Genomic DNA, 24823 nt, shown 5'->3' on the forward strand with positions numbered 1-24823 from the left:
TTGTTAATAACAGATCTTTGGATGGTGCACGATTAAGTATAGAATCATTAGAATGATTGAACAATACTATAGTTTCTATTAAAATGATTACAAAAACCAATGATTAGAGGTCATTCATATGGAGATTCGTCAGATGGAAAACTTCATTGCTGTGTGTGAGGAGCTTCATTTTACACGAGCAGCTGAGAAGCTTGGCATATCTCAGCCTACGTTGAGTCAACAAATACGCGCGCTCGAGGATGAACTCGGAGTTCCCTTATTTGACCGAGTCGGCAAAAAGATTGTGATGACTCAGGCCGGAAATCTCTTTCTGGAGCACTGTGTACAGATGATTCGGCATTTACAGAATACCCAGGATGCGTTAGCTGAATTACGCAATGATCAACGAGGGCGGTTGGTAATTGGTGTTCTCCCTTCCGATCTGGACTATCGGCTCACCCCATTACTCGTGAATTTTCATACGCGATTCCCTAAGGTGCAGCTGAAGGTTATCTCTTCGATCTACGTCTTGAATCAAGTACTGGATAATGAAGTAGACATCGGGATCGAGATCATTTCCGCTCCTGATGACCGGCTTGTACGCATTCCTTTGTGCAGTGAAGAATATGTACTTGTCGTTTCCGAGAAACATGATTGGGCTGAACGAAGCACAATTGGAATCCAGGAACTGCGTAATATCCAAACTGTAATGTTCCCCGAAGGATTTACAGGCAGAGAATTGGTTGATGGCTATTGCCGTAAATATGGCTTCAGCTTGAATACGATCATGGAGACCAGTTCGGCAACTTCCATTATTAGCTTGGTTAAAGCCAACGTCGGAGGAACATTGCTGCCTTATCCTCTGATCCAAGCGATGAATGAACCAACACTACACTGCATCCGAATTACAGACGATCCGCCATATCGTCACTTTGAGATCATTCATCGTTCCGACCGTTTTCTGACAAAATCGGCCAAGGCATTTATTGAGAAAACTATCGAGTATTTCAATTAAAGGTGAGTTGCGAAAGAGATCGCTTCTGCTGCCAGAAGTAGAGTATAGTAGGAATAGTTGAAAATATATTAGGAGGCTACAGCCATGTCACAGGAGATTTGGATTAACCTGCCAGTCAAAGATGTTGAGAGGTCAACTGCCTTTTTCAATGAGATTGGATTCCAAGCGGTGAGTGTTGGTAACGAGAGAGCCAAGCTTGTTATAGGCCAAACAACAATTCTGCTGTTTCCGGATGCGGCGTTTGAGAAATTCACAGGTTCAAAGACCGCAGATACTTCCCATAGCGCTGAAGTAATATTCTCCATTGGTGCTGAAAGCAGAGAAGAAGTAGATGCCTTTATCCAAAAAGCAGAGTCTGCCGGAGGAAACATCTTTGGCAAGCCAAGTGAAACTGACGGCTGGATGTACGGCGCAGGATTTGCCGACCTGGACGGTCACCGCTGGAATCTGCTGTACATGGATGAGAGCAAAATGCCAAAACGCTAATATAAAAACGCAGGTCACCTGCATATTTGAACTAACCTTCCGTTAGCTAAACAAAGGCAGCCGCTCCATTGACTGGCTGCCTTTGTGTCGTAATTGAGTTTTTTAGGAGTGAAATTTGAAGCGAAAAGCCAACACCGACAAATCCAAGATATGGTGTAAAAATTTTGCTTATACGTTGATGAAAAGAGCTGGGAACGGAATGAATAAAGAAAATAGGGACTTCGCTGAACGAGTTCGATGATTTAGCTGGTCAACTGTACCTGAACATTGAATCAAAGTGGACTATATTTGATTCAGTTCCCTCTCAATACCCTAGTAATGAAAGTCAAATTGCAGATGTCTCAGAGGAAGAAAAGTACAGTCAAATAATAAAGCTGAGACGTGAAAAAATTACAGATATAAAATCGGGAGACGTTACTCCACATTTAATTATAAACTTGGAATCAGGAAGCATATTATTTGTTAATGGTTTTCATGAGAAGTATGAATGTTGGCAGGTGGGAGTAGAATTTGATAATTGGCTGGTTGTTGCATGTCCAATGAATGGAATTGCTACATGGACCTCAAATAAATTTGAATAACAAAAAACACTCCATTGTCAGGAGTGTTTTTTGCTTTATATACTGATATACATTTTGTGGTCAAACTGTACTTTGTATTTGGAAGCATTACGGTGAACCGTATTATATATTCAAATTTCATGGCTACGCGATTACACTTTCGGAGGAAACATACGTTTATGGACCCTCAGCCACATGTACCTGCACTGTAAGCTTACTATCTACGGTTGCCAAGATGACATTGTTCAATAAGTGGGGCTGTATTACCGTTTCCAACCATTCGCGGTTTTTGCCGATTTCGCGTAACAGTGCATGTTCAATGTGGCCATCCACAATAATCGGTTTGGTCAGGTTAAATGGTTGTGTGGCCAACTTCAGATCAGCCGGAGTTACAGGCTGATAAGCCGTATTTACGAAGACAGAAAGAGTACCGCCTGGCTCCCATGAAGCAAAGGCAACCTTCGAGATATCCTCTACGCTCGACTTTCTCAGCTCTGCATACAAAAAATCAATAGGTAACTTTGCCTTCGACAGGTTCCGGTAATTAAGCTTCCCTTCCTGAATAAGAGTAATCGCTGGAGGATCGAAAAATTGTTTTAACAGTGGGATCTTTAAACTGAGCCAGATCGCGACTATGTATAGGATCACGAGCGAAAGAGTCGTAATCATGGAACCCTTCAGGCCAAGTTGCTCGTCCGACAGTGGATGCGCAATAATATTTCCCAGCGTCAGCGCGATGATGAAATCAAGAAACCTAAGCTGCGATATTGAACGCTGACCCATCATTTTGGCAGCAATTATAAGGAATACAAATCCGACAATCGAGCGTAAAATCCACCCTATTGCCGACAATGACTCTTGGCTCTTAAAAAAATCCACGCGCTCTTTTCCTCCGTTATCTTATTTTCCATTAATTAGGTTGCCCTATCTCTACCCAAGACATACAATTCGTAGCAACACTTTATGTAATGTTAGTTTTTTGTATCAGCGACATTACGCTCTACTGCCCGTTAGTTGAACAAAGGCGGCCGATCCCCTGACCGGCTGCCCCTATGTCATCATTTAGCTATCGCTATTCGACAGTTTAACAATCAAGATTTCTGCACGCCGTGACCACTCTTCTAATGTCTATGTGCAAGAATATTAATAAGTTTGCCAAACGGGTCGCGGACATAGAATCGCCGAACGCCCCAAGGCTCATCAACAGGCCCATATTCTATCGGAAATCCAGCTTTCTTCATGCTTTCAAATGTAGCATCGACATCATCGACTTCAATTGATAGATCAGGCGTAGGCGTTTCTGAGCCACCCTGTGAGGCAAAACTAATCTGAATGCTCATCTCCTCGTCTAAACCATAAGTTCTAATCCAACCATGATCCATCATTAAATCAAGACCGAGCACATCCTCATAGAAGCATTTAGCTGCCGTGATATCCTTCGTGTTTATATTGGCGACGATTCGTTTGACCTTCATTTCAAACCTCCCAGACATAAGTAGATTAATCTTGAATATAGAATACATTCAACATATAACAGTTAATTCTAGCATCGACGTTCCTAACCTTAATTTATCCATAATAAGCTGTGAGGCTCACCGAGCAGAAAACACCCGAAGAGTTGGCATTAAGTCTGGTTACGAAATCTCCGTACTAACCATCTCAACACAAGAAGCACCACGATTCCGCAAATGGTATAACTGATTGGGCGAATAAATTGCTCCACGATACCCCAGTTGTCACCTAAGCGGTATCCCAGATAGATCAAAGCTAAGTTCCACGGGATACAGCCGAGTGCTGTAAATGTTATGAATCTCCAAGCTTTCATTCCAGCAATCCCTGCGGGCAGTGAGATAAAAGTACGAATAAAGGGCAACATACGAGTAAAAAATACGGTACTCTCGCCATAACGCTCGAACCAACGCTCCGATTGCTCCAAATGATGCTCATTCAGGAGAATATATTTTCCGTATTTCTCTAATAACCGGCGTCCACCAGCCTTACCAATATAATAGGCAATGATGGAACCCAGTAGGTTTCCGAATATCCCAGCAACAGCAACTTCCATAAAAGTAAGCGAGCCTTGCGCAATCAGCCAGCCACCGCTGAGCATAATCACTTCGCTGGGAATGGGAATACAGGCACTCTCTAGAATCATCCCTAACCATATGCCCCAAATGCCCATAGAATTAACAAGGTGAAGCGCGGATTCAGATATCCACGTAAATAGTTGATGCATGAGTGTTCACTCCGCTTCATAAATTTTCTATTATATAAGAAAGGAAACAAAATAATGGTGAAATTCAATATACACAAACTTTTGTACGGCATATTCGTTATAGCCGCTATCTTGCTGATGTTCCCTAAATTTTCTTACAATGATCCCGATACCTTCTGGCATATAGAGCTAGGACAATATATGATCGAGCACGGACAAGTTCTACATCATGCCATACATACTTTTTACGGAAATAAGCTGCCCTACGTCCCTCATGAATTCGGATTCCAGCTGCTCGTTGCCCCGCTTTATGCAGCGTTTGGATGGCCGGGTGTGTATATTTTGACCGCTGTATGCTTGTTCTTTTTAGTGCTCGGATTGCTTCGGCTGGGTAAGGTTTCACGCAAAGAACTGGGACTTCCGGAAGACCATGTTCTCCTGCTCCCTTTTGTGCTGCTAATTTCTTGCTGGATTTATTATAATTATTTCAAAGGCCGTCCACAGATGATCTCTTCGTTTATGATTGTCTGGTTTTTCGTATATTTGCGTGAATATCAAATGAGTGCTCAAAAGAAATATGCCGCTGCGATGATTGCCCTTTCTATTGGCATTGCCAATTTCCATGCAGGAGTATGGCTTGTAATTGCTGTATTTACAGGGATGGCCTTGCTTGAATCATTGATCCAAAAAACGCTGAATGAGCGTAAAATTATAGTCTTCGGTCTCATCTGGTTAGTTGGCATTCTAAATCCAGGCGGCGTAAAAAGCCTCTTGTTTATTTTGACAGTAACGAAAAAGAACTTTAACCTGCTGATTAATGAATGGCAGCCGATTCGGTTCAATAGCTTGGATAATTTGCCCATTCTACTGTTGCTTTTGTTCTTTGCCTGCACACTTCCTTTTGCACTCCAGCGTAAACCGTTCCGTTTTTTTCTTATGCTTGGGATTCTATACCTCGGTGTATCAAACTTCAAGCAAAACCTGTTTATGTGGCTGTTCATTCCCTATTTTGCGGCTGTATTTTTTGATGCGCTTCCTGAGTTCACCAAAACAGGTATTCTAGTCCGACAAAGTACATTACGAGGGTTACTGGCAGTTGGTCTGCTGCTAAACATTGCTTATCTGTTCCTTGTACCACCAGTTATTGACGCTAAAAAATATCCTGTAGATGAAATGGACTATATTCTGCAGCATACACCTGAAGGTACACGTCCCAAAGTTCTCGCCCACTACGGTTCATCCGGCTATGTCATGTTCCGAGGGGGAGATGTGTTATGTGATGGTAGACAAGATCCCTTCGTGACAAAAGATTCTCTTGGCGTATTCGGTTGGACTGCTTTTGAACGCTCGATGCACGGATTCTCTGAATACCTTCCCGAGATCGTTAATTACGATCATCCCGATTATGTAATTACGAGCAAAAAGGTCTCATATAAGCTACTCAAGGAATGGACACAAAAATTCGGTCAGCCCGTATTTACAGGGACCTATGGCAGTGTCTTCTCGTTTATCCCAGAGTGATGATCCAGCTCGTTAATTCCTCACTCTGTAGAACGCAAAAAAAACGCTGACCTGAGGCAATCTAGCCAATAGTCACCGATCCGCAATTAAGTATTCTGATTAATAACATCCGCATGGTAAGGATATACATAATTACGACAAATAAGAAAAATAAGTTAGTAAAATATCAAATATAGCGTTGATAGTTCCGAAATTGTATAGTATTTTATGGAAGAAAGGTAATTTAAAAGAAGGGAGGAATTAAAAATGGACAAGATGTGTATGGAAATGATGATGAACATGTGTATGGATGATATGATGTCTAAGATGAACTGTATGAAGATGGGCATGGAAAAAATGTCTGAAATGGGCATGATGGATATGAACATGGATATGATGATGAAAAAAATGCAGGACTGCGATGAAATGATGACTATGTGTATGACAATGATGCGCGAAGGAATGCAGATGTCTAAGTAGCCTATAGACCATCGTAAGTTTGGCAGAGCAGACTAACTGCATGCCTTTTTTTATTTTCTTTTTTATCACAATGTGGGCTTAAATTATATCCTGATATATCTACTCTGAATCTTCTTCGATAGATTAATCCGTTCCTGCTTTAACTCCCAGATTTTCTCTTTCCACCGGTACTGCTCTACTGGATCCACACTTTCCCTCAGCTTATTAAATAAATCCATTAATATTGCATTTATATCGTCGAATTGAATCCACAGCTCGTTCACACTTTGTTCTGTTGTCTCAGCATGAGAAGCCTTACTCAGCTTATTCAAACGGTCTATGATGTCAGCTTGCCACTGTCCATCGTTAATTGCTTTGGCGTAGTTTAGAAGATCCAGATAATCATCGACAGACATTTTCACCGACTCCTTATTCTGTGTATACCCAGTATTATACTCGGCATTATAGAAATTGCAATAGTCTATCAGCAGAAAAGGCATCTTCTCAGATGCCCCCGCAATGTTATTCCTAATCTGTTACTGGATTTTCCCGCCTTCAACAACAAGCTCATCGGTATATCCTTCACCGTAAATTTCATTTAAGGTTTCTTTATAGGCTTGATGGATAAATTGTTCTTTACCAAGGGTATCAAGTTCTGTATTAATCCAGTCCAATAATTCCTTATTCCCCTTTGCCACTGCTGGAGCAATTGTATCCTGACCCCCGAAAGCAGGAATGCTGACCGTAAATCCAGGATTTGATTTAGCCCAGGCAATGAGTTCTGTATTATCGTTAGCGATTGCCGCCCCCCGACCATCTTTAAGCGCTGCAAAAATCTCTGTGTACTGATCGAATTTGAGCAATTCAATATCCGGATATTCTTTGGTAAAATAGGTTTCCGCTGTCGTACCTTTAGCTACAATGAGCTTTTGCTTGTTCCCTTTTAATTGATCAATGGAAGTGATTGGAGCACTGTCTGGGGATACGACCCCAAAGGACAATTTCATGTACGGATTAGCAAAATCCACTTTTTCTTTTCTTTCCTCGGTGACCGTAAAGTTAGCCATAATGATATCAACCTTACCCGATTCAAGATAAGCCACGCGGCTGGCAGCATCAACTAATACAAATTCAACCTTCGATTCATCTCCTAGCAGATCCTTGGCAAACCGCTTGGCAATATACACATCAAACCCTTGGTTTTTACCCTCAGCGTCCACATAACCAAAAGGTGGTTTGTCTGCAAATACGCCGATCTTAATCTTCCCTTTCTTCTTTAGCTGTTCAATAGAAGTGAATTTAGAAGATGCTGAGTTTCCGTTGTTATCCGAACTATTGCCGCAAGCAGCCAATCCCATCAATAATATACTTACACCTACCAGCATCGTTAGCCATTTCAAACTTTTCTTCATTTCTCTTCCTCTCCTATTTCTATAATTTTTCGTACTGAAATATATCCAGAAAATGCTGGGCACGTTCTGTCGCAGGGTGGGTAAAAAATTGTTGCGGGGCAGCGATCTCACATATCTTGCCTTGATCCATAAACACGATCCGATCCCCAACCGATCTGGCAAACCCCATTTCATGAGTCACGATGATCATCGTCATTCCTTGCTGAGCAAGCCCTAAGATCACATCAAGCACTTCCCGAACCATTTCCGGATCCAAGGATGCCGTCACTTCATCAAATAACATAATCTCCGGATTCATACATAAAGCTCTTACTATAGCTATTCTCTGCTTTTGTCCACCGGAAAGCTGCCGTGGATAGTCAAGTTTACGCTCAAGCAGCCCAACCCGCTCTAAGAGCTGTTCCGCTTGCTGCGTTGCTTCTTTGAGCTCTCTCTTTTGTACTTTCAGAGGACCTAAAAGAATGTTATCCATAACCGTCATATGCGGGAATAACTCATAATTTTGAAAGACCATTCCGATATGCTGCCTAACTTCACGCCAATCTACAGCAGCCCCCGCAAGGTTCTGCCCACGATATTGTATCGCCCCTTCCTGAACCGGCTCCAAACCGTTAAGACAACGCAGGAACGTACTTTTTCCACAGCCAGAGGGACCGAGAATAACGATTACTTCTCCTTTTGCCACCTGCAATTCAATGCCGTCCAGAACCTTTCGCTCTCCAAAATATTTGTGTAATTGTGTAACCTCCAGCAGGAGTTCTCCGGAATCTGCCATTACAACCGTTCCTTCCTAAGCCTTAATTTTGCCATCTGCTTTCAACTTTTTTCGAAAGTCTGGATAACGGAAAACATACAGAAAAATATAATATAAAGATAAAGCCGTATACCCAGAATGAAGCGGTGGGCGCTTTTATCACGCCGAGTTCAATAATCTGCTGCCCGATCTTTACCACCTCAATCACTCCAATCAGCACCACCAGTGATGTTGTTTTGATCATTCGTGTGGCAAGATTAATCATTCCCGGCAGCATTCTGCGTACAGCCTGCGGGATCAAAATATGCCGATAAAGTTGACTGCTGCTCAGACCTAGCGCCCTGGCAGATTCCACCTGATGTTTTGGCATAGATTGCAAAGCTCCACGAACAAGATCCCCAATCTCCGCAGCTCCCCATAAGCTGAACACCAATATAGAGGTAGCCTCCCCGCTGATATCGATATGAAGTAATGGAGAGAAACTGAAATGTACTACATACAGCCACACTAGAATCGGAATAATTCTAAAGGTCTCCAAATAAAGACGTAATATAAACCTTAAAGGCCTCGATCCCAGCGTCCGGAGCAATCCCATAAGGATACCTAATAACGTACCGATTCCAATAGAGAGGAATGAAATTTCAATCGTTACAAGTAAGCCCCCTAATAATCGTTCGAAATTAGAACCTTCAAAAAGCACCTCAATCCCCGAATTCTGCATATCTCACCTTCCTTTCCACCCAAGTCAATAAAAGCGATAAGGGCAGGACTAACACCAAATAGGCGAGTACCAGAAGGAGCAGAGACTCCGCTGTTTTGTAATGCATGCCGATCAAGTCTTTTGCCACATTCATCAAATCCATTAAAGCAATGGCACCTACAATAGAGGTCTCCTTCAGAAGAAAGATCGCATTTGCCCCTAAAGAAGGAATACTTATCGCAAAGGCTTGGGGAAAAATAACATATCTGATCAGCTGCAGCTTAGACAGTCCAATGCTCTGACCTGATTCAATCTGCGATTGGCTAACTGCCTCGAACCCACCACGAAAAGCCTCCGTCATATAGCTCCCGCCCAAAAATGTCATGCCTACAATCGCACAGGTCATCTCACTAAAGTGAATTCCGATCTTAGGTAAGCCATAGTAAAGAAAAAAGAGCTGCACAAGTAAAGGGGTGTTCCGTGAAAGCTCAATGTAGATCTTAATAACATCACTAACGATTTTGACTTTATAGTACAAGACGATACTGAACAGTAAGCCAATAAGGAGTGAGAAGACAATAGCTAACAACGCTAGCTTCACTGTCAGCCACATCGCCTCACTATAAAGCGGCAAACTCTCATAGATAAACTCCCAGTCTAAATTCATATCTGAGTAACCCGATCCCCTTTTCTTAATTTCTAATAATTATCAAAATCTTACATTAAACCTTACGTGTGGTGATATGATTTTATTCATACTATTCCAAGTAAATAACTACGTTTTAAAATTCTTGTATAGTAGTCCACAAAAAAAAGAAAACCGCTAAGAGATTAGTCTTAGCAGTTTCCTTTTTCTATAGGCTAAACCTTTCCACATTCTAACATCCCACTACCAATAGCCTCGGATGCCAGTCTGCAAGCGGATCAACGCTTCCAAATAATAATAATCTCCCCAAATCATATGACCATCAGGCACACGTCCACCTCTCACATGATAAGAACCATGCTTTAGAAGTCCCTCTGCTTCCGGATTTCCAGATGTCGCATAATGTTCCACTAGGGATTTCATGCTACGGTGTAAAGCAACTTCATAAATGGCCCGGTCCGGATCATCTACACCTAGGTGATCGAGCAGTTCCAAAAGACCGGCTGCAGCAATCGCCGAAGCCGAGCTGTCGCGAGGGGTGTCCGCTCCCACTGGCACATCGAAATCCCAATAAGCCACACCGTCCTCCGGTAGATGACTGATAAAATAATCCGCTAGGCTCTTAGAGGTATTAAGAAAATCCTCATTCTGCGTATAGCGATACGCCAGAGCAAAACCGTATATTCCCCAAGCTTGACCCCGTGTCCAGGTCGATCCGTCCTCATAACCTTGATGTGTTCCCCCACGAATTGCATTTCCGGTAGCCGGATCAAAATAAAAAGTATGGTAAGAGGAGGCATCCCCACGCACAAGAAATTTCCGGCTCTTAAACGCATGTTCGAGCGCTATTTCATAATAGCGCTTATCTCCTGTTTCCTCCGCTGCCCAGAACAATAGAGGTAAATTCATCAAGCAGTCAATAATGATACGTCCCGCATTCTCCGGGTCACTCTCCAGTCCCCAGGCCTGAAGAATCCCTGCTGGTTCACGCCAGCGCTTGCACAGCGTGTCCGCAGCTTGCAGGCCGACAGCTCGCGCCGCTTCGCTGCCCGTTATTTTCCACTCCGCTACTGCAGTCAGTGTATACAAGAAACCAATATCATGATGGTCCAGGGCAATGTGCTGATCCAGACGATGCTTGAAGTCCCCTAACCAAGAGGCTGCCGCCTCCTTATAGCATGAATCCTTACTATATTCATAAGCAAGCCACATCATCCCAACATAGAAACCCTCTATCCAGTCGTCGTTGTCTCCCCATTCGTACTGTTGCCCCTCAGCGATATGAGGCAGTTTGCCCGGATGGTTAGCCATATTGCTCCCAACTTTGTGAATCGCATCCTCAATAGCCTTATTCCACATCTTTGTTTCTCCCTTCCCTTAAATCAACAGTATGCAAAAGTGTATCGTTACCAGGTTCGTATACAGCAACCCTTCCGTCCGAGTGCCATTGAATAAGCGGTGGTGAAGCAAGACTTGCCTGGTTCTCCGGAGTATTCGTCGCTCCGAAGACAGCAGATATCAATACTTGATCTCCCGGTTCCAGTCTGGAGCACAAGCTCGGAAGAAGTGTCCGCGGCTTCAGCAGATTGGTATTCGGCTCGGGATGTACGCACTCTCCCCGATCAAAGCCGCTTAGCCTATGTATGGCACTGATTCCCCAGGGCAGCTGCACCGAAACAGCAGTGTTTGATACCTTAATGGTTTCCCGTTCACTGTGCGAGAAGCCAGCTGACTGGCCAATGGCAAATCCACCCTCCGCTACATCCAGCCGCCGGGCAGTATGAATGCTGTGAACACGAACATGCCATAGACCTGCCGGAATAATCCATGTCTCCACATGTACATCACTCCAGGGATGCCAGCGGGAATATACATAGCTGTCTCCGATTTCCCAGGTCTCGCAGAATCTGCGTACCCGATAGTGTTCATCACATTCGCATAGTGCGAGTGTAGAATCGTAAGCGCCTTGAACCAACCCGTAACCCGCTTTCGGGACACTAAAGCCAAACAGAGTGGAATATGCAAATTTAGAATATTTGGCTGCACTATGGGCCATATCAAAATTAGCCATCTGGCCAGAGGTATAGGCAATAACATGCCGATTTCCTTCCGGATGACTCACAAGCATTCGCGCCTCTTGGAGAGCCCGTACCTCTTTCAAAATAGGCAGTGGCTCTTCCTCCGCCTGCCAAAAAGGATGATCATCTGGCAAGGCAAGAATAAGCATAGCTTTAAAAGCCCAATACGGAGATCCGGGGGCGTTGTAGCTCTCTGTCATGACTAGATTCGGATAAGCATATCCGATGCTAAGCAGTCCGTCTAATCCCATAATAGGTTGTTCAAACCACCAACGAAAATGGCGCATAATGATTCCTTTAAGAACGCCATATGAAAAAGGAACCACTTCTGCATACACCAGCGCACTCCAGAAAGAAACCTGTGCAAAACGATAGGTCAGGCTACGACCAAAAGGAAGTGCACTTCCGTCCTCAGCGAACCAATAAATGAAATCCTCGGCAAATCGTGCGGATCTTTCCCGATAAACAGCAGCTCTCTGAGGATCATCATCCGCCATCAACTTAGCGTATATCAGCGTATAATAATGCATAGCAAAAGCAATATAATAATCCCTCTGATCGGTCAATCCATCGGAATACCAACCGTCACCAAGATAGTAATTATCGATCTGCGCTAGATAATCATCCATTATGCTCTGATCATAAGGTAATCCGACTTTCTTGAAGCCCACATTCACAAGAACCGTGAACATCAGCCAGTTATTCGGATTGGAACGATCCACATGATTAATCTGATTCAGCCAGTTATATACATTCATTTTCTGCGTGTCGCTCAGCGGCTCCCACATTTTATGTGGTGCAAGAGCAAGCCCCAGTCCCAACACGGCCTGCTCTACCATACGCTGATCTTTGGTAGTAAATTGCCCCCAATATTCTTCATGCTCCGGGTCTGTTCCGTTGATGATCCCTTCCAGAAACATCGGCCAGAGTGCACTTTCCCCTCCACCGCTGGCATGAGGAACAAGGCCCCATAAAGGACGGGCGAAAGCTTCCATAAGCGCTGTAGCTTCATTGTAAATGGATCCTGTAGCGCCCATATTAATTCCTGCACAACCAGAAGTAAATCTGCTCTCCAGTGGAGTATATAGTTCATTTAGGAACATCTGTAATTCATTTTTAGTGGCCTTTATTTCCACAGCAATGTTTCCTCCTGTCCACACTTAATGCCAAGCCGCATATTCGCTAGGTCTCATGCCCATTTCCCGTTTAAACAGCTTGATGAAATAACTTTTGTTGGCATATCCCAAATACTCGGAGATCTCTTCCACTGTCTTTTCAGATTGGTTAAGCAGCTCCTTTGCCTTCTGAAGCTTTAGCATATTTACATATTCAATGAAGTTCTGGTTTGTTTCCCGTTTGAATAAGCGGCTGAAATAACTGGCATTTAAGTTAAGGCGGCCTGCCATGTCCTCCAGCGTTATTTTCTCCGTCACATGACTAATCACGAACTGCTGGGCTTTGATGACTTCACTCCGTTTAGACTTGATGGAGAACATACTTATTTTCCGCGCTAATTCCTCCAAGTACTGCACCAGCCATTGTTCCAAATGCTCCAGAGTTTCAATGTCACCAACCACGCTAAATAGCTTTTCTTCGGTTATAGGCAATGGAGATTGCAGAAGCTGTTTCGTCTTCATCTGCAAGTCCATCAGCAAGCGAAGCACACATTCCTTGACTTCATTCGGATGGAATTTTTGCGAGGCCACCCATTCCCTCCATTCCTTTACATGAACGCGAAGCTCCGTGTTCCTGTTCAAGGCAATATCATCATTGATAACAGCGTATAAGGTTCCATATTCAGCATAAATATCTTCTCCGGAAAAGCAGACTTCTTCAAAACGGTGAATTCCCGCCGCAGGGAGATAAAAGCGCTGTATTTTCTCCTTCAGCATCCGCTGCAATGTTCCGCGAATTTCCTCAGGACTGCGCGCCTCAGCGCCAAATAAGCAAGAGACAGAAAGTTTAAGATATTTCTGAACCGCAGAGGCTGCATTTTGAATGGAGTGATAGATTGCCTGATGATCTTTGGAAGGCTGGTCGCTGCAAAAGAGAATGACAATCTCCTTATGGCTGTATCTCGAAATAAACAGACTGTGATCAGCCTCAAGCACTTCCTGCATAATATTCTCAACCGCAAAAGAAATCGTATATTCACTCATCCGGCGCACCCTTGAAGCTTCCTCTGGACGGTCAATTACAATAACCAGCGGGATATAGTTTTTGGCATGGATCATAATTCCGTTTGATCGGGCCTGTTCGATCCAAGCCCCCTTGTCCCAGGATTGATACAAGGTATCTTTTAGAAACTTTTCCTTCAGCGCGGCGCGATTTTGAGACTGCTTTTGCTTATAAACCAGCATCTCCGTATGCTGCTGCCTATTCAGTCCCACTTCCGCCACAAGGGTTCTAATCGCTTGCTGTAACTGCTCAATATCCAGTGATTCCTTTAAAATATATTCTCCTACGTTTAATTTCAGCGCTTGCTGGGCGTATTTGAATTCGTTGTGGCAGGAGAGAATAATCGCACGGATTCCGGGCTGCACAGCTCTGAATTGCTCCAGCATCTCCAGCCCGTTCATCTTGGGCATGCCAATATCGGTAATAATGAGATCTGGTGGACTCTGCTGTGCTTTTTCCCAAGCCTCGAGACCGCTATAATAACATCCGATGAGTTCAATACCGAGCTCGCTCCAAGGTACGGCCTGCGACAAATAACGGATAACCGGATAGTCATCATCCACCAATATTGCCGTCAGCATTCTCCACACCCACCTTTCCGTAATTCAGAGGAAACTCCAGACAAATCTCCGTGCCCACATCAGGTTCACTTTGAATATTCAGCTTAAAAGAAGCGCCATAAATCATACTGAGGCGTTGGGCCACATTGCGTAAACCTATGCCGGAGAACCCTTTTCTGTCCTCCTCTGTAATTTGTTCGCTGCTGTATGCGGTTTCACGAAGTCTTGTTAAAGTTTCCGGTGACATCCCGATCCCATTATCCTTAATGGTGATAACCAAGCTTCCCGTAGTTGCAACAATACGAGCTTCAATAAAAATCTCGCCACCAAACTGCTCGAAGCCATGGATGATGGCATTCTCGATCATGGGCTGAATCATAAATCGAGGCACCAGTGCTTCAGCGCTCCCGTCCGCTAAATTCATTTCCAGCCTGACCTGATTGGCATGGCGAAAATTCATTAAAGTGACATAATGCGATATCGTATCTGTCTCCTCACAAAGCGGGATAAACTCATTGTCCCTGTTAAAGGTCATACGGAGCAAAGACGACAGCGAACCAATCAACTCAGCATTCTCCCGATCGCCTTGCATCAGAATATTTAAGCGAATCGAATTCAGCAGATTAAACATAAAATGTGGATTGATCTGCGCTTGTAGCATCTCTAGTTCGGCTTTTCTTTTTCCCGTCTGTTCATAAGTGATTTGTTCAATCATAGACTCGATCCGATCCAGCATCTGGTCAATGGTGCGGGCGAGCTGTGCTGCCTCATTATTCCCTCGAATGAACGAACGTTCATCTAACTGACCACGACCTATTCGCTTTACAAAAGCGCTTAATTTTACGATAGGCTGAGTCAGCTTTGAGATTAGAACGGTTAAGAGAACGGAAAACAAAGTAAAGAAAAGAATCTGCACCGCCAGGCTGATAAATAAAATCTGCTTATTTTTTGACAAGGCTGCCTTCAGCGGGATAATGCTGACCATCCGCCATTTGTTGCTGCTCAGCTCCTGATCAACATATAAAAACTTCTCTCCGTCGATTTCCACAGTGTCAAGCTCGCCATCCTTTTTCAACCACGTCATCGTCTCTCCGATTCGGGCCTTATCAGCATGGGAAACTACAGTTCCCTTGTCATCCAAAAGCATCATCTCTTTATCATTATCGTTATTTAGATAAGGACGGAGCTTGCGCTCATTGATATTAATAATTAAATATCCGATGGTACTGCTAGAGGTCGATTGAATCGGCCTTGCAATGGTTACCCAATCAGCTGAGCCTTTATCAGAATAATTGTAGTACGTATCGTGCTCCGCTCTCCAATAAGTCGAGATGGGTTGAATTTGTTTCAGCAACGATGTCCAATTCTTGTTGTAGAAATTACTCGGGTTAAAGTCACTGTAAGGATAGCTGGTATAAATAAGACCATTTTTTCCGATTAACGTCACCTTCAAATATTCTGTTAAAACAAACATATCATCCAGCATCCGCGACATACGGTTATACTGAATGATCTGCTTTGGTGCACGGAGCGACTCTGAATCGGCAGACATCATCTGCCTGATCTCGCTGTTCTGGAGCACAAAGTTGGACTGTTCCAGTGTCTGTTCAAATATGGCATTCATATTGGCGCTGGCTGCATTTAAAGATTCTCTTGCGCTACCAACCGCTTTCTCCAGAATGAGATCCCGGGTCAAATAATCAGTAACCATGTAAATGCAGATCAGCGGGATCAGGACGCAGATCAGCGATGACCAGACAAGTTTCTTACGGAGGGATTGATGCTTTCTAAACACGGATTACAGGCCCCACATCTGTTTGAATTTGGAGCAGGAGGCAGAAATGCTTTCCTGCCCCCACATTATAAGCCCCCTTTGAAAAGCGTACAATCAGTCTCCGCTTACTTTCCGCTATTGTTCTGAACAACTTCCGTTATTTTTTTATCGATATTGGCAACCGTGACATCCAGATCCTGTTGGCCAAGGAGATACATCTCCGCTTCTGGAATAACGTTGTTCTTAGCTTCATCCGCATATTTAGCCGGAACTTGCGTTGCACCAGGTGTCGAGTTCTCCATCGTATATTTCAGAGAATCGACATCAATCTTAGAGGCATCCTTAGAACCACTCACAATTGTATCCACTAATTTGTTCGTATCCGATTTGGCCCAGCCAGAGAAAACGCGTCCACCGATTTCCAGTCCTTCTGAGGTATACCAGCGCACAAAGGTATAGGCAGCCTCCTTATGCTTGGATTTAGCGGCTATTCCCATGTAGGTCGGCTGTACGGGTGAGTAGTGTTTGCTCTCACTCTCAAGTCGGGGAATCGGCGCAAACGCGGTAACAAAGGTTGCCGGAATGGCATCCGTTCCACCCGATTCCGCAACCATCCAGTCGCCCATCGGAAGCATCGCTGCTAAACCGTTAAAATACTGATTCCGGTAAGCTAGTTTTTGCGAAATAATATCCTCATAAGGAGTGGCACTCTTATCTTCGTACATCATTTTCTTCATCATCTGCAGATTAGCCTTAAATTGCGGGTCAAGTGCATTGGAGGTTCCATCAGCTTTTAGAAAAGTATTATCCGTAGACTTGCTCATCAGCTGGAGCTGGAAATAATCCGGCCAATTATGCAGATACGCGCCAAAACGTTTCGTTGCGCCCTCGCCCTTGGTCAATTTCTTGGCATACTCTTCGAAATCCGCCCATGTCCAATCTGTCGGAACCGGAAGGCCTGCTTCATCTAACATTTCTTTGTTAAGGAGCACGAACCAGCGCTGCATGGAAGACGGTAACGCATAGATTTTGCCATTGACCGTAGTGTCCACCAGATATTCATCTGCGAGCTTATAACCTTCCTTCTGAATATAGTCATCCATCGGTTCCAATAACCCGATATCTGCACGCTGTGAATAGTTGGTATAAGGCAGTTCGACAATATCCAGCGGATCGCTTGCAGCCGCCATCAAATCCAGCTTCTGCATAGAGGCTACCGAATCACCTTTTTCATTCAGCAAATCTACTTCCACATGAATATCGGGATGCGTCTTCTCAAACTCCGCGATAATCGTGCTCCATTTCGCTTTGGCTTCTGTCTGCCAGGTGCTCAGCTTCAGGGTAACCTTCTCTGCTGCAGGCTTTGAATTTCCACCAGCATCGGGTGCATTAGTCGCTCCTGCATTATTGGTTTTCGCATTTCCGCCGCAAGCGGCCAATGATAACGCCATCGATGTGATGATGAATGCAGATAATAATTTCTTTTTCATTTAGACCCTCCTATAAATGTGTTGGGCATCACTCGCTTAATAACCAGTGACTATGTAACTGCTTACAAGAACATCCTAACATGCAGGATTGACGAGGAAAGTTCTCATATTCTACCGAAGAGAAACTATTTTGACTTTTATTATCCTTTCACACCTCCGAGGGCAATTCCCTCAATAACCTGCTTCTGTCCGAGTGCAAAAATGATGAGCAACGGCAGAATTGCAGATACCGCACCAGCCATCATGAGTGAATAGACATCCCCGTATTGATCCCCGAACAACCGGATCCCCAGCTGAATCGTAAACAACTCTTTAGATTTCAAAAAAATGAGTGGATATTGATAGTCGTTCCAGGTCCAAATAAAGCGCAAAATAGCATAAGTAGCTACAGCGGGACGGATCAGCGGAAAGGCAATCTGTAGAAAAGAGCGAAAATGCCCTGCTCCATCCATCCGCGCCGATTCAAGATACTCGTTGTTTACCCCCATAAAAAATTGCTTGAGCATAAACGCTCCAATAATACTAAAGCTGTTAATCAGGATCAATCCCAAATGTGTGTCAATTAAATTCAGCCAGTTAAACAGTAGAAACTGTGGAACCAACGAAGCCTGCGGAGGAACCATATAAAGTGCCAATACAACTATAAACATCGCATCCCTGCCCGGAAAACGCAGCTTGGAGAACCCATAAGCAGCAAGTGCGCATATCAGCACATTAATTATAGTCGTAGCCAGCGTAATATAAATGGAATTTCCATAATAGCGAGCGAAGTCACCCGACCATACCTGTTTATAATTTTCAATGAGGTTCCACTGCTGTGGCAACCATTGAATCGGAAAGTTAAACACATCTTTCTCCAGCTTAAAGGAAGTGGATAACATCCATAGGAACGGTAAAAGAAATGCGATACCTAGCAGTCCCATGGCGATGGTCCAGAAGGTTCTGGATAGAAGCTCTTTTTTCACTGTAATTTCTCCTTTCCGCCTTTAATAGTTGACCCATTTTTTTTGCGCCAACATCTGCAAGGCTGTAATGATCAGGCAAATAAGGAACAGAACGAGTGCCATGCTAGAGGCGTAACCTGTCTTCAGCTGATTGAAGGCTGTATCATATAACTCGTAGACGATAACGGTCGTGGAGTTAGCCGGTCCACCCTGGGTCAATACTTGTATCAGATCAAAGATTTTAAATGAGCCGATAACCCCTGTTACCAGCAGGAAAAAGGTAGTTGGCGAAATGCAGGGAACCGTGATGTTGCGGAATTTGCGCCAGACGTTGGCACCATCAATATCAGCTGCTTCATAAAGATCCTTTGGAATACTCTGTAAACCTGCAATAAAAATAATAATGTTGTAACCGAGCTGAATCCAGACTTGAATCAACATCAGCGACGGCAGAGCATAATGGATATCAGCTAACCATTTGGGTGGGTTGTTCCACCCCAGTGACATCAGGAATTGATTGACGGGTCCCAGCGAAGGGTGAAACATAACCTGCCAAACCATAGCGATGGCAACTACACTGGAAATGTACGGAAGGAAATAAATTACTTTAAACAAATCCTTCAGAAAAACCTGTTTATCAATCAGGATAGCCAGCAGCAGGGCAACGATGATCGTAACCGGTACTGTGATAATAAAGAGCAAATTGTTCAGCAAGCTTTTCATAAAAGCATCATCATGAAACAGCCTGATGAAATTATCCACGCCCGCGAACTTAATCCCCCCTAACCCAGCCACAAAGTTCCAGTCCGTGAAGCTTAACAGCAGTGAGCCCAGCACCGGGATCAACGTCAAGATGATCAGCCCAAGCATAAGCGGAGCAACGAATAAATATCCCGCCATCGCTTCGCGCGTGTCCATGTTAAGATGAAACCTTTTTTTGCGTATCATAGTTCTCCTCCTTTACTTATCCATAATTGTAGAAAAAGTAAGCAGTCATCATAAGAACTAGAATTGTTCATTTTGGAACGAATTTTACCGATCCAGCAGTTTTATATTCCTTTTGCACAACGCAAAAAAAGCGCGAGCTAAGCTCCCGCAGCAAACAAAATCCATATTGAGTTTTACATAAAGCAATCGCGTTATCCCGACGTAACCTCTACAGCGCCTTTTCCATCCCCGCCCGCACTATTCAGTTTTTTCCGAAAAATCATAAACAAAACCACACCCATCACACTCGTTATTACCTCAGTCACAGTCATCGACCAAATCACACCGTGCAGGCCAAAAATAGAATGCAATACGATAATCATCGGTATAAATAATACACCTTGGCTTATTGCCATAATAGTAGTGGGTGTGCCTTGCCCCGTTGCTTGAAAAATGCTCATAAATAATCCGGTAAATCCATTAAATAAAGCCGAAATCAGCATAGCTGCCAAAATATAAGTTCCCATGCTTAACACAGAAGGATCGCCTGAGAACCAATGAAGAATCGTTCCTCTAAACACATATACTAGACTCACAAAAACAACTGCAATGCCGCCTATATATGCAAAAGCGTATTTGATGCTGGATTTAAGTCTCTCCGTATTTTTACTAGCAAAGTTAAAAGCAAATAGCGGAATCAATCCCAAAAATAAACCCATCGATAAAAATTCTGGAATCTGCACAATTCTTAAAGCCACACCAAATCCGGCGACCACACTCTCCCCATATTGAATGGAATAGTTATTTAACAAAAGCGTGCTGACAATTAAAAAACTGGCTTGCAATAGCTCGGCTGTACCTATTTTATAAACCTCAAGCTGATCTCGTACAGATATCTTAAAATGCTTCAAAAATCCTCTTAAATGCTCACTTTTCGTTTCCAAAAAGTAAATATAATAAATAGCAGAGCCCAAATTTGCTAAAACCATAGCCAAAGCAGCCCCGGCAACATGCCAATTCAGCACGAGAATAAATATAGGATCAAAAATCAAACTTAAAGCCGTACTGATAAAAATACCATACATTGATTCCTTCGAGGCCCCTTCCGAACGGACCAGTTGTTCCAATGCAAAATTAAGCACAACAGCAAATCCGCCTGCAAAAAGAGTGAGCGCGTAAGACTTCGTAAAGTCTAAGGTAGCAGCATCTGCACCAAGCATGCGCGTGATCGGATTAATAGCTAACCAAGCGATGAGCGCGATAAGAAGCCCCACTACAATACTCCCGTAAAAAGTATATCCGGCAACCTTTTTCCCTTTTTCCGTCTCTTTTTGCCCCGCCAAGCGGGTTACAAATGTTCCTCCGCCTACCCCCAATACATTTCCAAAAGCCATTAAAACGGTAAAAATAGGCAGGCCCAGCGTGATTGCGGTCAGCATACTTGTATTGTGCAATAAGCCGATGAAGTAAGCATTGATTACATTATAAATAGTACCCACAGACATCCCAATCATCATGGGAATCGATAAATGAGCGATCGCTTTTTTCATGGGCGCCGACTCTAAATAATATTGATTTGAGAACTCATTTGTCATAAGTGAACCTCCGAACGTTTATAAACTTGAACTAACTTTTTGAAGTAAAGACTTTAGGGTTGCAGTTTCTTCCGGACTAAGCGCCTTAGTAATGCTTGCTTCTACCTCAGAGAAAATCTCATTGAACTCTTCCACTAAAAGAGCACCTTTTTCCAATACAAAAATACTCTTTTGACGTTCATCATTTTCAGGAGTGACACGCTGGATATACCCTTTCTTCTCCAACCCCTGAAGCATACTGGTGATGCTCGCCCCCTTCCTGTTAAAGACCTCCGCTAAATCCTTCTGAATAACCCCTTCTGCTTGATTCTCAAAAATATAGCCGATCATGCGGCCTTGTTGTGAATTCAGACCTAACTCATTTAACCTGGTGTCAGCTGTACCTTTTATTTTCATCCCAATCTCTCGTATTAAATTAGAAAATGGTGTGTCTACAACGGGTTTGTTCATTGTTATTCCCTCCTCTTTTGAATTAGTTAGAACTCTAAGTAACATCATTATCATAATAGTTAGAACTCTAACTGTCAAGGTTCTAACTAAATACAAAAAAACTCCTCTCCAGCACTTGTCGGCAGACAGGTACTGAAGAGGAGTTTATAGAGAGAATTACATTACTAGTTCTTCTAGGTTTCCGAATAAGACTTTTTTCGATTCCAACTTGGAGGCATTGCCGACAACTGTGAAATAATTTTGTTCCGTCACAGCCTTAAGCAAATCGGCATACTGTCTGATGTCTTCCGGTGTGGTCGACAAGATTTCATCCCGTTCCTGCTGCAGCTCGGCCCCGGTTACCTGCTCAAAATAATGCCGGTCCGCCCGCCGTCCCTGAGCGCTTGGGCTCAGCGGCTGGTCCAGCATGGACAGGGTGCCGATAACTGCTTTGGTCATCTCGTCGGCATCCGCTTCATATCCTTCGGTGAATCGGTACGCCTGATCATAAACCTCCAGCGTCTCCTGCAAATTGGGATCACGGTAGGAAGTGAACATCAATATCCCATCTCTGCGCAGCATCAGGCTTCCGCCATAAGCTCCGCCCTTCACGCGCACGGCATTCCACAGATAGGTGAGGCTCATGATTTTTTTGAGCACCTGCATTTTGCCGGAATACGTAAATCCCAGCTTGTTGAAGTCGTAGCCTTTAACCACATATTGCACCTGGCTGGAAGACATAAAACCTTCATTATCCGCATGCCCCTGCGCCGTAATCTTAGGTTTATTCACCACTGGCCGATCCTGAATATCCAGCTTCGCTACATTAGCGGCAAATTCTTCATACAAATCAGGGGTACCCGTCACGCTGATGATTAAATTCTGTTTATTGAATAAAACCGCACAGATATCCTTCAGCGTGTCTGCCACCTCAGCTCCCTGCTGATCGATCTTCTCGGCAAGCTCACGGATAAAGCGGTAATAGGCCACACCACCCTGTTGTTCCTGATACGCTCCCATGTCCGAAAAATAAGACATCAGGCGGCTGGCCGCGATTTCATTGCCTTTTTGGTTCAGAACCGATTCCATCTGCGAAGCTTCCCGGCGCACGATTTCCTGTAGCTTCGTCAGGTTATCGAGCGCGCTGGTATAGAGCAACTCGCGCAGCAGATCCAGCGATTCGCCAATATGCCCCGCCATCACCTTAACCTGCGCAGTGAATTTAGGCTGATAACTGGCTCCAGTATCTTTTGCAGCGCCAAAGATCTCATTTTTGAAATGAATGCCTCCGGTTTTGATCCCAATTTCACTAGTGAGCTCTTCAATGCTGTAAGAAGCTGTCTCCATTTGGCCCAATACCTCTGCCAGCAGCACAAGATAAGGAATTTGCTCAGGAGCCACAACACTCGTATCCCAATAAAACTTGAAATACGCAATCTTTTGAGTAGATACGTCATGATGGATCAGCTTTAGACCCTCAAGGTTATATTCATGGGATGGCACCTGAGGTTCAGCACTGCGGTTAATGTCCTGTAGAGATAAACTTGGCAGCTTCTGCAAATCCTCGGCAGCATCTGCACGGCCTTGCCGCGCCAGAAGATGCTGTGTACTCTGCACAAGCTGCTCCAGCTGGTCTGGTTGCTGTGATGATTTGTATTCACTTAATTGACGCTGGGTGCTCGCTTCCTTGTCGGCTGCAATCGTCTTGGACGGGTTCAGCACCACCAGACTGCAATGATCACTATTCAGTAAGTAGACCTCAATCAGCTTCTCAAAATAACGATCCGTTATTTTTTCCCGAATGGTAGTGAATACCTCTTCATAAAGCATATGAGTAGACGGCTGACCGTCATAGAGCCAGGACTTCATCACTTCGATATTGTAAGTAAGTCCCTTTGGATATCGGCTAAAGTCCGCTTCCCGCAGTTCAAATTCCTTGCTGTTGACCGCCGCCAGCACCAGCTTCTCATCCAGCCCGTTCTTAACCAAGCTGCTTAATGTGGTCTTCACCAGCTCCACGAAGGCATCTTTGGCGGAGGCGTTCGAATGTGTCAGGGTAATGCCAAGCAGCGGCTGAACCATACTGTCGGAATAAAAAGCAAAGGCATCTTTACCCAGACCGCTTTCCAGCAGGGCTTGCTTAAGCGGAGCTGCATTGCTGTCCATCAGCATGCTTTTCAAAATATCAAAAGCCAGATTCAGTTCCCGATCCGTAGAGGTTCCAATTACATAGTTCAGACTCAAATAAGTTTTGTCGTCGGCCGTTTCTGCTTCCAGAATCGGATAATCCGCTACCAGCTCCGTCATTCCGGTAGGCTGTTGTAGGGGAATGGAGGTATCAAAGCTGTTTTTTTCATAACGGCTAAGGTATTCCTGGTCTATAAATTGCAGCTTCTCTTCAATAGAGACGTCTCCGTACAGATAAAAATAACTGTTGGACGGGTGATAATAATTGCTGTGCGCCTTAAGGAATTGCTCATACGTAAGCGCAGGAATCTCCTGCGGATCTCCACCTGAAGAATGGCGGTAAATCGTGTCTGGATACAACGACTTTTTGATCCTGTCCATCAGCACTGTAAACGGCGAGGAATAGGAACCCTTCATCTCGTTGTAAACCACGCCTTTATAGATCAACTCGTCTTCTGTTTGCTGAAGCTCGTAATGCCAGCCCTCTTGCTCAAAAATCTCCCTTTGCTTATAAATATTCGGCTGAAATACACTATCCAGGTAGACCTCCATCAGATTGGAGAAATCCTGCTCATTCCGGCTCGCCACCGGATACATCGTCTTATCCCCAAACGTAAATGCGTTCAGGAATGTCTGCATCGAACCCTTTAGCAATTCTACAAAAGGTTCCTTCACCGGATATTTCTCCGAACCACATAATACAGAATGCTCCAAAATATGAAAGACCCCTGTACTATCTTCAGGAGGGGTCCTGAAGCTCACGCTGAATACCTTGTTGTCATCCTGATTCTGCACGAAAAGCAGCCTGGCGCCGCTCTTCAGATGTTCCATCGTGAATACGGCGGAATCGATCTCCCGGATAAATTCCTCATTAACGACCTGAAATCCATAATATATGTTGCCTGTGATCAAGCGGCTCATAGATTTGCCTCCTC

The 24823-nt window shown here is 44.1% G+C and carries 22 protein-coding genes; 4 read left to right on the forward strand and 18 right to left on the reverse strand.

The annotated features are described in order from the left end of the window. The first annotated feature begins 133 nt into the window (after nt 1–133). Together PODO_RS21695 and PODO_RS21700 are read left to right on the forward strand one after the other, a co-directional pair. Complete coding sequence (locus tag PODO_RS21695) at nt 134–994, forward strand: LysR family transcriptional regulator (protein WP_235219488.1); 861 nt, start codon at nt 134–136, stop codon at nt 992–994. Between the two features lie 84 nt (nt 995–1078). Next, the gene (locus PODO_RS21700) at nt 1079–1480 is read left to right on the forward strand and encodes a VOC family protein (RefSeq protein ID WP_036683113.1); all 402 of its coding nucleotides are present in this window, start codon (nt 1079–1081) and stop codon (nt 1478–1480) included. Nucleotides 1481–2217: 737 nt separating this feature from the next. On the opposite strand, the gene PODO_RS21705 is transcribed toward PODO_RS21700, so the two are convergent. From PODO_RS21705 to PODO_RS21715, 3 genes are all read right to left on the reverse strand, one after another. Beyond that, entirely contained in the window at nt 2218–2919 is a 702-nt protein-coding gene (locus PODO_RS21705; protein WP_038572643.1) for a DUF421 domain-containing protein, read from the reverse strand. A gap of 242 nt (nt 2920–3161) precedes the next feature. Continuing rightward, on the reverse strand, nt 3162–3515 hold the full coding sequence (locus PODO_RS21710; protein ID WP_036683117.1) for a VOC family protein: 354 nt from the start codon (nt 3513–3515) through the stop codon (nt 3162–3164). Nucleotides 3516–3664: 149 nt separating this feature from the next. Further along, nucleotides 3665–4276 carry a DedA family protein gene (locus PODO_RS21715; RefSeq protein ID WP_036683119.1) on the reverse strand — a complete coding sequence of 204 codons (612 nt, stop codon included), beginning with the start codon at nt 4274–4276 and terminating at the stop codon, nt 3665–3667. 54 nt (nt 4277–4330) lie between these two features. Between PODO_RS21715 and PODO_RS21720 the strand changes: the two genes are divergently transcribed. Beyond that, nucleotides 4331–5776, forward strand: coding sequence for a hypothetical protein (locus PODO_RS21720; protein ID WP_038572645.1), 1446 nt, complete (start codon nt 4331–4333; stop codon nt 5774–5776). A gap of 246 nt (nt 5777–6022) precedes the next feature. Then, nucleotides 6023–6235 (forward strand): hypothetical protein, encoded by a 213-nt coding sequence (locus PODO_RS21725; protein WP_038572647.1) that lies wholly within the window; start codon nt 6023–6025, stop codon nt 6233–6235. 83 nt (nt 6236–6318) lie between these two features. On the opposite strand, the gene PODO_RS21730 is transcribed toward PODO_RS21725, so the two are convergent. From PODO_RS21730 to PODO_RS21800, 15 genes are all read right to left on the reverse strand, one after another. After that, nucleotides 6319–6630, reverse strand: a complete 312-nt coding sequence (locus tag PODO_RS21730; protein ID WP_036683223.1) for a hypothetical protein — start codon at nt 6628–6630, stop codon at nt 6319–6321. Between the two features lie 120 nt (nt 6631–6750). Beyond that, nucleotides 6751–7626 (reverse strand): cysteine ABC transporter substrate-binding protein, encoded by an 876-nt coding sequence (locus tag PODO_RS21735; protein WP_038572649.1) that lies wholly within the window; start codon nt 7624–7626, stop codon nt 6751–6753. A 19-nt stretch (nt 7627–7645) separates the two neighbouring features. Next, entirely contained in the window at nt 7646–8401 is a 756-nt protein-coding gene (locus PODO_RS21740; RefSeq protein WP_038572651.1) for an amino acid ABC transporter ATP-binding protein, read from the reverse strand. Between the two features lie 22 nt (nt 8402–8423). Continuing rightward, a complete protein-coding gene (locus PODO_RS21745; RefSeq protein WP_036683130.1) occupies nt 8424–9101 on the reverse strand; it encodes an amino acid ABC transporter permease in 678 nt (225 codons plus the stop codon). Then, nucleotides 9082–9747: an amino acid ABC transporter permease gene (locus PODO_RS21750; RefSeq protein WP_038572653.1), complete on the reverse strand. Its 666-nt coding sequence runs from the start codon at nt 9745–9747 to the stop codon at nt 9082–9084. The genes PODO_RS21745 and PODO_RS21750 overlap by 20 nt, the downstream gene beginning before the upstream one ends. 222 nt (nt 9748–9969) lie before the next feature. Next, nucleotides 9970–11085: a glycoside hydrolase family 88 protein gene (locus PODO_RS21755; protein ID WP_038572655.1), complete on the reverse strand. Its 1116-nt coding sequence runs from the start codon at nt 11083–11085 to the stop codon at nt 9970–9972. Then, nucleotides 11075–12940: a DUF2264 domain-containing protein gene (locus PODO_RS21760; RefSeq protein WP_244886370.1), complete on the reverse strand. Its 1866-nt coding sequence runs from the start codon at nt 12938–12940 to the stop codon at nt 11075–11077. Before PODO_RS21760 ends, PODO_RS21755 begins: the two co-directional genes overlap by 11 nt. 24 nt (nt 12941–12964) lie before the next feature. Continuing rightward, nucleotides 12965–14563 carry a response regulator transcription factor gene (locus PODO_RS21765; protein ID WP_038572657.1) on the reverse strand — a complete coding sequence of 533 codons (1599 nt, stop codon included), beginning with the start codon at nt 14561–14563 and terminating at the stop codon, nt 12965–12967. After that, on the reverse strand, nt 14538–16337 hold the full coding sequence (locus tag PODO_RS21770; protein ID WP_038572659.1) for a cache domain-containing sensor histidine kinase: 1800 nt from the start codon (nt 16335–16337) through the stop codon (nt 14538–14540). Before PODO_RS21770 ends, PODO_RS21765 begins: the two co-directional genes overlap by 26 nt. A gap of 104 nt (nt 16338–16441) precedes the next feature. After that, nucleotides 16442–17806 (reverse strand): ABC transporter substrate-binding protein, encoded by a 1365-nt coding sequence (locus PODO_RS21775; protein WP_038572661.1) that lies wholly within the window; start codon nt 17804–17806, stop codon nt 16442–16444. A gap of 140 nt (nt 17807–17946) precedes the next feature. Further along, entirely contained in the window at nt 17947–18729 is a 783-nt protein-coding gene (locus PODO_RS21780) for a carbohydrate ABC transporter permease (RefSeq protein ID WP_052097522.1), read from the reverse strand. A 63-nt stretch (nt 18730–18792) separates the two neighbouring features. After that, nucleotides 18793–19698 carry a carbohydrate ABC transporter permease gene (locus PODO_RS21785; RefSeq protein ID WP_036683142.1) on the reverse strand — a complete coding sequence of 302 codons (906 nt, stop codon included), beginning with the start codon at nt 19696–19698 and terminating at the stop codon, nt 18793–18795. Nucleotides 19699–19889: 191 nt separating this feature from the next. Next, nucleotides 19890–21272 carry an MATE family efflux transporter gene (locus PODO_RS21790; RefSeq protein ID WP_052097232.1) on the reverse strand — a complete coding sequence of 461 codons (1383 nt, stop codon included), beginning with the start codon at nt 21270–21272 and terminating at the stop codon, nt 19890–19892. An 18-nt stretch (nt 21273–21290) separates the two neighbouring features. Beyond that, on the reverse strand, nt 21291–21722 hold the full coding sequence (locus PODO_RS21795) for a MarR family winged helix-turn-helix transcriptional regulator (RefSeq protein ID WP_038572665.1): 432 nt from the start codon (nt 21720–21722) through the stop codon (nt 21291–21293). A gap of 156 nt (nt 21723–21878) precedes the next feature. Continuing rightward, the gene (locus PODO_RS21800; RefSeq protein WP_038572667.1) at nt 21879–24809 is read right to left on the reverse strand and encodes an insulinase family protein; all 2931 of its coding nucleotides are present in this window, start codon (nt 24807–24809) and stop codon (nt 21879–21881) included. Nucleotides 24810–24823 lie beyond the last annotated feature (14 nt).

Source organism: Paenibacillus odorifer (genome assembly GCF_000758725.1).
In the GTDB taxonomy this organism is placed as follows: Bacteria; Bacillota; Bacilli; order Paenibacillales; family Paenibacillaceae; genus Paenibacillus_AQ; species Paenibacillus_AQ odorifer.

Bases quoted from the DNA above. Each gene is read 5' to 3' on its own strand.
- PODO_RS21695 (WP_235219488.1), top strand. From the start codon at position 134: ATGGAAAACTTCATTGCTGTGTGTGAGGAGCTTCATTTTACACGAGCA.
- PODO_RS21700 (WP_036683113.1), top strand. From the start codon at position 1,079: ATGTCACAGGAGATTTGGATTAACCTGCCAGTCAAAGATGTTGAGAGG.
- PODO_RS21710 (WP_036683117.1), bottom strand. From the start codon at position 3,515: ATGAAGGTCAAACGAATCGTCGCCAATATAAACACGAAGGATATCACG.
- PODO_RS21715 (WP_036683119.1), bottom strand. From the start codon at position 4,276: ATGCATCAACTATTTACGTGGATATCTGAATCCGCGCTTCACCTTGTT.
- PODO_RS21720 (WP_038572645.1), top strand. From the start codon at position 4,331: ATGGTGAAATTCAATATACACAAACTTTTGTACGGCATATTCGTTATA.
- PODO_RS21725 (WP_038572647.1), top strand. From the start codon at position 6,023: ATGGACAAGATGTGTATGGAAATGATGATGAACATGTGTATGGATGAT.
- PODO_RS21730 (WP_036683223.1), bottom strand. From the start codon at position 6,630: ATGTCTGTCGATGATTATCTGGATCTTCTAAACTACGCCAAAGCAATT.
- PODO_RS21735 (WP_038572649.1), bottom strand. From the start codon at position 7,626: ATGAAGAAAAGTTTGAAATGGCTAACGATGCTGGTAGGTGTAAGTATA.
- PODO_RS21740 (WP_038572651.1), bottom strand. From the start codon at position 8,401: ATGGCAGATTCCGGAGAACTCCTGCTGGAGGTTACACAATTACACAAA.
- PODO_RS21745 (WP_036683130.1), bottom strand. From the start codon at position 9,101: ATGCAGAATTCGGGGATTGAGGTGCTTTTTGAAGGTTCTAATTTCGAA.
- PODO_RS21750 (WP_038572653.1), bottom strand. From the start codon at position 9,747: ATGAATTTAGACTGGGAGTTTATCTATGAGAGTTTGCCGCTTTATAGT.
- PODO_RS21755 (WP_038572655.1), bottom strand. From the start codon at position 11,085: ATGTGGAATAAGGCTATTGAGGATGCGATTCACAAAGTTGGGAGCAAT.
- PODO_RS21765 (WP_038572657.1), bottom strand. From the start codon at position 14,563: ATGCTGACGGCAATATTGGTGGATGATGACTATCCGGTTATCCGTTAT.
- PODO_RS21775 (WP_038572661.1), bottom strand. From the start codon at position 17,806: ATGAAAAAGAAATTATTATCTGCATTCATCATCACATCGATGGCGTTA.
- PODO_RS21780 (WP_052097522.1), bottom strand. From the start codon at position 18,729: ATGGGACTGCTAGGTATCGCATTTCTTTTACCGTTCCTATGGATGTTA.
- PODO_RS21785 (WP_036683142.1), bottom strand. From the start codon at position 19,698: ATGATACGCAAAAAAAGGTTTCATCTTAACATGGACACGCGCGAAGCG.
- PODO_RS21790 (WP_052097232.1), bottom strand. From the start codon at position 21,272: ATGACAAATGAGTTCTCAAATCAATATTATTTAGAGTCGGCGCCCATG.
- PODO_RS21795 (WP_038572665.1), bottom strand. From the start codon at position 21,722: ATGAACAAACCCGTTGTAGACACACCATTTTCTAATTTAATACGAGAG.
- PODO_RS21800 (WP_038572667.1), bottom strand. From the start codon at position 24,809: ATGAGCCGCTTGATCACAGGCAACATATATTATGGATTTCAGGTCGTT.